The sequence below is a fragment of the Flavobacterium sp. genome, assembly GCF_043722275.1.
Taxonomy (GTDB): domain Bacteria; phylum Bacteroidota; class Bacteroidia; order Flavobacteriales; family Flavobacteriaceae; genus Flavobacterium.
The window spans coordinates 109,215-118,169 of sequence record NZ_JAYSPC010000155.1 but is presented as its reverse complement, the minus strand read 5'-3'; the positions used below and the strand labels follow the sequence as shown (position 1 = coordinate 118,169).

The window sequence follows — 8,955 nt, the reverse complement described above, 5'->3', positions numbered from 1 at the left end:
AATGATTGTCCTAGCCCCGATAGAAGTGAAAATCCTTTTGTGGCGGGGTTCGCCACAAAAGATTGAAACGGATAGCGGGATTAGCTCCTGAAAAAAAGAGTTGGTTTTATCATAGAAATCCGAATGACAAGATTGCGACAGATTGCGATATGGATTGCGAAAAATGGATTAAAATCCATCCCTACAATATAAATCGTTCCTCCGGAACTTTTAATCATTTTATCATCTGTTAACGGAATAAATTCCATCCCTACAATATAGATCGTTCCTCAGGAACTTTATTTTTAATCTTAAAATCCAAGAGTTTTTAATTCAATTCGAAACCTTTGAGCCTTTGTGACTAAAAACCTTTGAACCTTCAAAAAAAACTTAGCAACTTAGTAACTCAGAACCTTAGCAACTTTAAAAGTTACTTTAAAGAAGCCATATCAATTACAAAACGGTATTTTACATCGCTTTTATTCATACGTTCGTATGCTTCATTAATGTACGACATATCGATTATTTCAACATCAGATGTAATATTATGTTCTGCACAATAATCTAACATTTCCTGAGTTTCTTTGATTCCGCCTATTAAACTTCCTATAATACTTCTTCTTTTCATGATTAAAGTAAAAACAGGAATTTCAGCTGGTGCCGGCGGAGCTCCAACAACAATCATGGTTCCGTTTTTTGTTAGTAAATTCAGGTAAGCGTTATGATCGTGTTTTGCAGAAACAGTATTCAGGATAAAATCGAAACTATTTGCTAAAGATTCCATTGTTTCAGGATTTGAAGTCAATGCAAAATGATGCGCTCCTAATTTTTTAGCATCTGCTTCTTTTGATGGAGAATGACTTAACATTGTTACTTCGGCACCAAACGCAACTGCAAATTTAACTGCCATATGTCCTAAACCTCCAAGGCCTAAAACTCCCACTTTATGACCTTTACCAACTTTTAAATATTTTAAAGGTGAATAAGTTGTAATTCCGGCGCATAATAATGGCGCAACTCCTTTTATATCTAATTTTTCAGAAACATGAAGTGTGTAACTTTCATCAACAATAATACTGGTAGAATATCCTCCGCGAGTTGGGATATTGGTTCCTCTTTCAACGCTATTGTAAGTTCCTGTCATTCCTTCATCGCAAAATTGTTCTTCGCCAGACTGGCAACTTGGACAAACTCTGCACGAATCAACAAAACAACCAACTCCTGCTAATTCTCCAACTTTAAATTTAGATACTTCGCTTCCAACAGCAACAATTCTACCTACAATTTCATGTCCCGGAACTAATGGATAATTTACAGGCCCCCAATCGCCTTTTGCAGTATGAATATCTGAGTGACAAACTCCACTATATAAAATATCTATTTGAACCTGATGAGCACCAACTTCCTTTCTTTCAAACGTATAAGGTTTTAACGGATTTTCGGCATCATAGGCTGCATACGCTTTTACTGGTATCATATTATTATTTTTTTAATTAAGCTATTAAAATTACAACAATATTGAACAATAAAGCAAACTTTGAAGTTCTAAAAAATGAATTTAACTTTTAGATTTACATTCCGGTTCTAATCGCTTCAACGGGATCTAATTTTGACGCCGAAATCGCAGGCAAAATTCCCGAAATTACTCCAACCAAAATTGATAATCCTGCTCCAATAACCACATTCCAGAAACTTAAAACAAATTCAAAATCTAATAAATTGGTTAATAAAACAGACATTAGAAAAACAATTATTAAACCAATAATTCCACCGATCAAACAAAGGATAACGGCTTCGAACAAAAACTGAAACAATATAAATTTATTTTTTGCTCCCAGAGATTTTTGAATACCTATTAAGTTAGTACGTTCTTTTACTGAAACAAACATAATATTTGCTACTCCAAAACCTCCAACTAAAAACGAAAAGAAACTTATAAATATTCCGCCAAATCGTAAACTTCCCAGAATTCCATCAACAAAATCAGTAAAACCGGAAAGTACATTAATAAAGAAATTATCAGATTCTCCTGCTTTCATTCCCCGAATTGCTCTTAATTTTTGAGCAACTTCGGCTTTATACGCATCCATGTCTACTCCTTTTACAGGTTTTAAAACAATAACCGGCGTCATAGAATCGCTGTCTCCGTACATTCTGCGTAAAAAATTTGTTGGCAAATAAACCGATGTATCATTACTATCGCCAAAAAATCCTGCGCCTTGTTTTTTAATTACACCTATTACTGTAAAACGCTGCCCGTATAAACGAATATTTTTTCCAATGGGATCACTTGTTCCAAAAAGGCCTTCGGCAATATCATATCCCAGAACAATTACGGCACTTCCAGAATTTGATTCGGATTCATTATAAAATCTTCCTTTATCAAAACTCAATCCTTCAATATCGACCATTTCGCTTGACGAAGGAACTATATTTACATCACTAACGGTTTTTGAATCATATTTTAAAGTTTCATGATTTACAAAAAGCTGATACGCGACCTGATCTGTATTGTTTAGTGAATTTTTTAAACTGATATATTCGTCATATTTTACATTAGGGAACTGCTCTCTTTTCCATTGTGGAATTTCAGAAGGTCCGAAACAATATTTCATTAAATAAATCGTATTTTTATCTAAGCTGCTCAAGTCTTTTGAAATTTTTCTATCTAAGGAATCTACTGCCGCCAAAACCGCAATAATCGAGAAAATTCCAATCGTAACACCTAACAAGGACAATAAGGTACGTAATTTATTATTTCGCAAAGCGTTTATTGCAAAGCGAAAACTTTCTTTTAATAACCTTAGATAAACCAGCATATATGTGTATTTTTCAGTAAAGTAAAATTCAATAATTTAAAATCAAAAACCTAATAAAAGTTAACTTACTCATAAGTAGATTTATTTAGCATAATGTTACATTAATTTTCTTTAAAATAATATTTAAAAAAACTACTTTTGCAGTCTGAAAATCATAACTACACAATGAGCACAACTAAAACAATACAATCTGCATTAATATCTGTTTTTTCGAAAGATGGGCTAGAGCCAATCGTTAGAAAATTACATGAACAAAACGTAACACTTTATTCGACTGGAGGAACAGAAGATTTTATAAAAAACCTTGGAATTCCTGTAGTTCCTGTTGAAGATATTACTTCATTTCCTGAAATTCTTGGCGGAAGAGTAAAAACGTTACACCCAAAAATTTTTGGCGGAATTTTAAACCGTCAGGATAACGAAGGTGATGTTCAACAAATGAAGGAATTTGACATTCCTCAGATTGATTTGGTTATTGTTGATTTATATCCATTTGAAAAAACGGTTGCTTCAGGCGCAAGTGAACAGGATATTATTGAAAAAATTGATATTGGCGGAATTTCATTAATTCGTGCCGGTGCAAAAAATTTCAAAGACACTGTAATTGTGGCTTCGGTAAATGAATATAGCTTGCTTCTTGATTTGATTACAGAACAAAACGGGGCAACAACTCTTGAAAACAGAAGATTGTTTGCTACAAAAGCATTCCACGTTTCATCTCATTATGATGGTGCAATTTTTAATTATTTCAACACTGACGAAACGATATATAAAGAAAGTATTGAAGGTGGTCAAATTTTAAGATATGGAGAAAATCCTCATCAAAAAGGTTTCTTTTTTGGAGATTTTGATGCTGTTTTCAAAAAAGTTCACGGAAAAGAATTGTCATACAACAACCTTTTAGATGTTGATGCGGCAGTAAACTTAATCAATGAGTTCAAAACCGACGGACCAACTTTTGCAATTTTAAAACATAATAATGCTTGCGGTTTAGCTTCAAGAAAAACAATTAGCGAAGCTTATTTAGCGGCGCTTGCTTGTGATCCTACATCTGCTTTTGGCGGAGTTTTGATTGCAAATACTAAAATTGACTTAGCTACAGCACAAGAAATCAACAAATTGTTTTGCGAAGTAGTAATTGCTCCAAGTTATGATGATGATGCAATTGCAGTTTTACAAGAAAAGAAAAACAGAATTATATTAGTTCAAAATGAAGTTGAATTACCTTCAAGACAAGTGAGAACATGTCTTAACGGTTTGTTAATTCAGGACAGAAATAATATTACAGATACTAAAGAGCATTTAAAAACCGTTACAATTAGTGAGCCTACTGCTCAGGAAATAGAGGATTTGATATTTGCATCTAAAATTTGCAAAAACACAAAATCAAATACGATTGTTTTTGCTAAAAACGGAACATTAATTTCTTCCGGTACAGGTCAGACATCGAGAGTTGATGCTTTGGTACAAGCTGTAGATAAAGCAAAAGCTTTTGGATTTGATTTAACCGGCGCTTCAATGGCGAGTGATGCATTTTTCCCGTTTCCGGATTGTGTAGAATTAGCTAAAAATGCAGGAATTACAGCTGTAATTCAGCCCGGAGGCTCGATAAAAGACGAATTAAGCATAAATTATTGCAACGAAAATAATCTTGCAATGGTATTTACAGGAACACGTCATTTTAAACATTAATTTGTTTAACTTTGTTCAAAATAATTTATAACATTTTAAACCCCTAAAAAACTTATGGGATTTTTTGATTTCATGACCGAGGATATTGCGATAGACCTTGGTACCGCAAACACTTTAATCATACATAATGATAAAGTTGTTATTGATAGTCCGTCAATCGTTGCACGTGATCGAATATCAGGCAAAATCATTGCTGTTGGTAAGGAAGCCAATATGATGCAAGGTAAGACGCATGAAAATATCAAAACCATAAGGCCTTTGAAGGACGGTGTTATTGCTGATTTCGATGCTTCGGAAAAGATGATCAACATGTTCATCAAAAGTATACCGGCTTTGAAGAAAAGAATGTTTACTCCGGCTTTACGCATGGTAGTATGTATTCCGTCTGGTATTACTGAAGTTGAGATGCGTGCTGTAAAAGAATCTTGTGAAAGAGTAAACGGAAAAGAAGTTTACTTAATTCATGAGCCAATGGCAGCAGCAATTGGTATTGGTATTGATATCATGCAGCCAAAAGGAAACATGATTGTTGATATTGGTGGTGGTACTACTGAAATCGCAGTTATCGCTTTAGGCGGAATTGTATGTGACAAATCTGTAAAAATTGCAGGTGACGTTTTTACAAACGATATTGTTTATTACATGCGTACACAACACAATCTTTTTGTGGGAGAAAGTACTGCTGAAAAAATAAAAATTCAAATTGGAGCCGCTATCGAAGATTTAGATGGTCCTCCGGAAGACATGTCAGTTCAGGGTAGAGATTTACTTACAGGTAAACCTAAACAAGTTGATGTTTCCTACCGTGAAATTGCTAAAGCATTAGACAAATCTATTCAACGTATTGAAGATGCTGTAATGGAAACGTTATCTCAAACTCCTCCTGAATTAGCTGCAGATATTTACAACACTGGTATTTATTTAGCTGGTGGTGGATCTATGTTAAGAGGTCTTGACAAACGTATTTCGCAAAAAACAGATTTACCTGTTTATATTGCCGAAGATCCGTTAAGAGCTGTAGTTCGTGGAACCGGAATGGCACTTAAAAACATTGCAAAATTCAAAAGCATCTTAATTAAATAAGATTCACATAATCAAATATATTTTTATAAAAGTCAAATTGATCGAATTTGACTTTTATAAAATTTGAAAACTTAATAGCATATCCTGAAACAAAATAACCAAACAAGAAATGCAGCAAATTTTTAATTTTATTATAAGAAACAGTAATCGATTGCTGTTTTTGCTGCTTTTAGGTATTTCGTTGGCTCTCACAATTCAATCTCATTCCTTTCATAAAAGCAGAGTAATCAGTTCCGCTAATTTTTTAAGCGGCGGTGTTTATGAAAAAATTAATCATGTAAATGAATATTTGAATTTAAGAACCGAAAATGACGAACTGGTACTTGAAAACGCAAGATTAAAAAGTCTTTTATTTAATAAAGAAGACACCACAAAAGCACCTTTACCAGACAGCGTTAAAGGTGTAAAACCTGCCGATATTATTGTTTCAAAAGTAATTCATAACTCATACAATACACACGAAAACTTTATTACATTAAATTCAGGATCTAATGAAGGTGTAAAACCGGATATGGGAGTAATAAACAGTTTAGGAATTATTGGTATTGTAGATGATACATCACCAAGATATTCTACTGTAATAAGTATCCTGAATATGAAATCTCAGATTAATGCTAAGTTAAAAAAATCAAATCACTTTGGTTCTTTAACCTGGGATGGTGTTAGTACTGGATTCGTGCAACTTAGGGATGTTCCAAGGTTGGCATCTGTTAGAAAAGGCGATACTATTGTAACAGGCGGACAATCTGTAATTTTCCCGGAAGGAATTAATATAGGAACTGTTGAGACTGTTTATACAGAAGCTAAGACAAGTTTTTATGTTATAAAAGTGAAATTATTTAATGACATGACGAACTTGGGCCATGTTTATATTATCAAGAGTAAGGACAGAGAAGAACTTATTAATTTAGAAAACAAGAAAAAAAATGAATAGCGCTTTGTTAGTCAATATTTTTCGATTTATTATGTTACTAGCAATTCAAATTGTTATTTTCAATAATATGAATTTTTTAGGGTACATAAGTCCCTTTCCATACATCCTATACATTATTTTGTATCCGGTAAACAGCAATAGAGCGGGTTTAATTATCTCTAGCTTTTTACTTGGACTTACAATGGATATGTTTTGCAATTCAGGTGGAATTCATGCAACAGCATGTGTGATCCTCGCCTATTACAGACCGTATATATTTAAATTCTCATTTGGATTGAGTTATGAATATCAAACCATTAAATTAAACGAGTCTTTGACTCCTGAAAGGTTTTCATTTATTTTAGTATCTGTAGTATTACATCATATTGTATTATTTGTACTCGAAGCTTTCCAGTTTAAATTTATTTGGGATATTTTACTCCGAACTTTATTTAGCTCTATATTTACAATAATCACTTCAATTATAATAATTTACCTTATTAAGCCCAATAAACGATGAGAAAAGTTCTGCTGCCCTCTTTAATTATTATCGCAGCATCTTTGCTGGTGATGAGGGTATTCTATTTGCAAATTGTAGATGATTCTTTTAAATTAAAATCAGAAAATAACGCAATAAAGAAACAGTATGACTATCCTGAAAGAGGTTATATTTATGATAGAACCGGCAAATTATTAGTTGCTAATCAGGCTTCTTATGATATCATGGTTATTCCCAGAGAAATCAAGGAAAACCTGAATATTAATGAATTTTGTACTTTACTAAACATCACAAAAGAAGACTACGATAAAAGAATCGCAAAAGCTAAAGTTTATAGTCCGCGATTGCCTTCTGTATTTTTAGCACAATTAAACAAAAATGAATTTGCCGCTTTCCAGGAAAAGATCAGAAAATATGAAGGTTTCTATTTTCAAAAACGTTCTCTTCGTGATTATGAAGTAGATTACGGCGCTAACATTTTTGGTTTCATTACTCAGGTAACCGAAGGACTAATTGCTAAAAACCCATACTATAATAGTGGAGATTTAATAGGTCAGCAAGGAGTTGAGCAAAGTTATGAAGAAATTTTACGTGGTATAAAAGGTGTAAAATACATTCAAAAAGACAAATACAACAGAGAAATTGGTTCTTATAAAGAGGGTAAATACGATACTATTGCTGTTGCCGGAGAAGATATTAATTTAACAATTGATGCTGAACTTCAAAAGTATGGTGAGGAATTAATGATCAATAAAAGAGGAGGAATTGTTGCCATCGAACCTAAAACCGGTGAGATATTGGCATTAGTTACTGCGCCATCTTATGATCCCGGAATTTTAGTTGGAAGACAAAGATCTAAAAACTATACCCTTTTATATCACGATTCAATAGCAAAACCATTATACGACAGAGGACTTTTAGCCGAATATCCTCCTGGTTCTCCTTTTAAAATCTTAACTGGTTTAGTTGCATTACAAGAGGGTGTGATTAACGAGCAAACGACATTTATGTGTCACCACGGATTTAGCTACGGTCGAGGTCGTTTTATGAAATGTCACGGTTTTGGTCCGCATCAATTACATAACGGAATTTACAATTCCTGTAACACATACTTTGCACAGGCGTATATGTTGACTATCAACAAATATAACAATCCGGGTAAAGCAGTTGATGTTTGGAGCGATCACGTAAAAAGTTTTGGGCTTGGTCAGTTTATGGGATATGATTTACCAATCGGTAAAAAAGGAAATGTACCAACATCTAAAACCTATAAAAAAATCTATCCTAACGGAGGTTGGAGAAGCACAACAATTGTATCGAATGCTATTGGTCAGGGTGAAGTTTTGATGACGCCTATTCAATTAGCAAATATGATGGCAACGGTTGCCAATCAAGGTTATTATTATACACCTCATATCATCAAAAAGATTGAAGGAAAAAAAATAGATGCTAAATTTACAACCAAGCACGAAACTACAATCGACAAAAAGTATTTTCCACCGGTTATTAGCGGTTTGTTTGACGTATATAATATGGGAACAGCACACGCGCTTCGTGTAGAAGGTATTGATATTTGTGGAAAAACAGGAACAGCTGAAAACTACGCAAAAATTGACGGAGTCAGAACAAAACTTAAAGATCACTCTATTTTTGTGGCTTTTGCGCCAAAAGACAATCCTAAAATTGCTATAGCAATTATGATTGAAAACGGAGGTTTCGGTGCTACAGTTGCGGGTCCGATTGCAAGTCTGATGATAGAAAAATATCTTAGAAAGAAAATCACACGAAATGATTTAGAAATTCGAGTGCTTAACAAGAGTTTAGTAAGCGAATATGCAAAATTAGGAGGAATGACTGAAGCTAGTGCAATTGAATCTACTCCAAAAGATTCTGTAATGAAAGCCAAAATCGTTAAACCAAAAGTAGAAATTAAAAATATCCCTGTAGACACCACTAAGGAAAACTAATAA

Annotated in this window: 7 protein-coding genes; 5 read left to right on the top strand and 2 right to left on the bottom strand. The window is 33.5% G+C overall.

Annotation, left to right across the window (positions count from 1 at the left end; genetic code table 11):
• Positions 1-409 precede the first annotated feature (409 nt).
• Both ACHZDT_RS19875 and ACHZDT_RS19870 read right to left on the bottom strand, forming a co-directional pair.
• Positions 410-1,456, bottom strand: coding sequence for an NAD(P)-dependent alcohol dehydrogenase (locus ACHZDT_RS19875; protein ID WP_394776440.1), 1,047 nt, complete (start codon positions 1,454-1,456; stop codon positions 410-412).
• Positions 1,457-1,550: 94 nt separating this feature from the next.
• Positions 1,551-2,798, bottom strand: a complete 1,248-nt coding sequence (locus ACHZDT_RS19870) for an ABC transporter permease (protein ID WP_394776439.1) — start codon at positions 2,796-2,798, stop codon at positions 1,551-1,553.
• Between the two features lie 165 nt (positions 2,799-2,963).
• Here ACHZDT_RS19870 and purH point away from each other — a divergent pair, with 165 nt between their 5' ends.
• The 5 genes from purH to mrdA all read left to right on the top strand — a co-directional run bounded on the left by purH (position 2,964) and on the right by mrdA (position 8,952).
• The gene (gene purH, locus ACHZDT_RS19865; RefSeq protein WP_394776438.1) at positions 2,964-4,490 is read left to right on the top strand and encodes a bifunctional phosphoribosylaminoimidazolecarboxamide formyltransferase/IMP cyclohydrolase; all 1,527 of its coding nucleotides are present in this window, start codon (positions 2,964-2,966) and stop codon (positions 4,488-4,490) included.
• Positions 4,491-4,544: 54 nt separating this feature from the next.
• Complete coding sequence (locus tag ACHZDT_RS19860) at positions 4,545-5,573, top strand: rod shape-determining protein (protein ID WP_007804822.1); 1,029 nt, start codon at positions 4,545-4,547, stop codon at positions 5,571-5,573.
• Between the two features lie 109 nt (positions 5,574-5,682).
• Entirely contained in the window at positions 5,683-6,507 is an 825-nt protein-coding gene (mreC, locus tag ACHZDT_RS19855) for a rod shape-determining protein MreC (RefSeq protein WP_394776437.1), read from the top strand.
• Positions 6,500-7,006: a rod shape-determining protein MreD gene (locus ACHZDT_RS19850; protein ID WP_394776436.1), complete on the top strand. Its 507-nt coding sequence runs from the start codon at positions 6,500-6,502 to the stop codon at positions 7,004-7,006. Before mreC ends, ACHZDT_RS19850 begins: the two co-directional genes overlap by 8 nt.
• The gene (gene mrdA / locus ACHZDT_RS19845) at positions 7,003-8,952 is read left to right on the top strand and encodes a penicillin-binding protein 2 (RefSeq protein WP_394776435.1); all 1,950 of its coding nucleotides are present in this window, start codon (positions 7,003-7,005) and stop codon (positions 8,950-8,952) included. Before ACHZDT_RS19850 ends, mrdA begins: the two co-directional genes overlap by 4 nt.
• Positions 8,953-8,955 lie beyond the last annotated feature (3 nt).

Bases quoted from the DNA above. Each gene is read 5' to 3' on its own strand.
- ACHZDT_RS19875 (WP_394776440.1), bottom strand. From the start codon at position 1,456: ATGATACCAGTAAAAGCGTATGCAGCCTATGATGCCGAAAATCCGTTA.
- mrdA (WP_394776435.1), top strand. From the start codon at position 7,003: ATGAGAAAAGTTCTGCTGCCCTCTTTAATTATTATCGCAGCATCTTTG.
- ACHZDT_RS19870 (WP_394776439.1), bottom strand. From the start codon at position 2,798: ATGCTGGTTTATCTAAGGTTATTAAAAGAAAGTTTTCGCTTTGCAATA.
- ACHZDT_RS19860 (WP_007804822.1), top strand. From the start codon at position 4,545: ATGGGATTTTTTGATTTCATGACCGAGGATATTGCGATAGACCTTGGT.
- purH (WP_394776438.1), top strand. From the start codon at position 2,964: ATGAGCACAACTAAAACAATACAATCTGCATTAATATCTGTTTTTTCG.
- mreC (WP_394776437.1), top strand. From the start codon at position 5,683: ATGCAGCAAATTTTTAATTTTATTATAAGAAACAGTAATCGATTGCTG.
- ACHZDT_RS19850 (WP_394776436.1), top strand. From the start codon at position 6,500: ATGAATAGCGCTTTGTTAGTCAATATTTTTCGATTTATTATGTTACTA.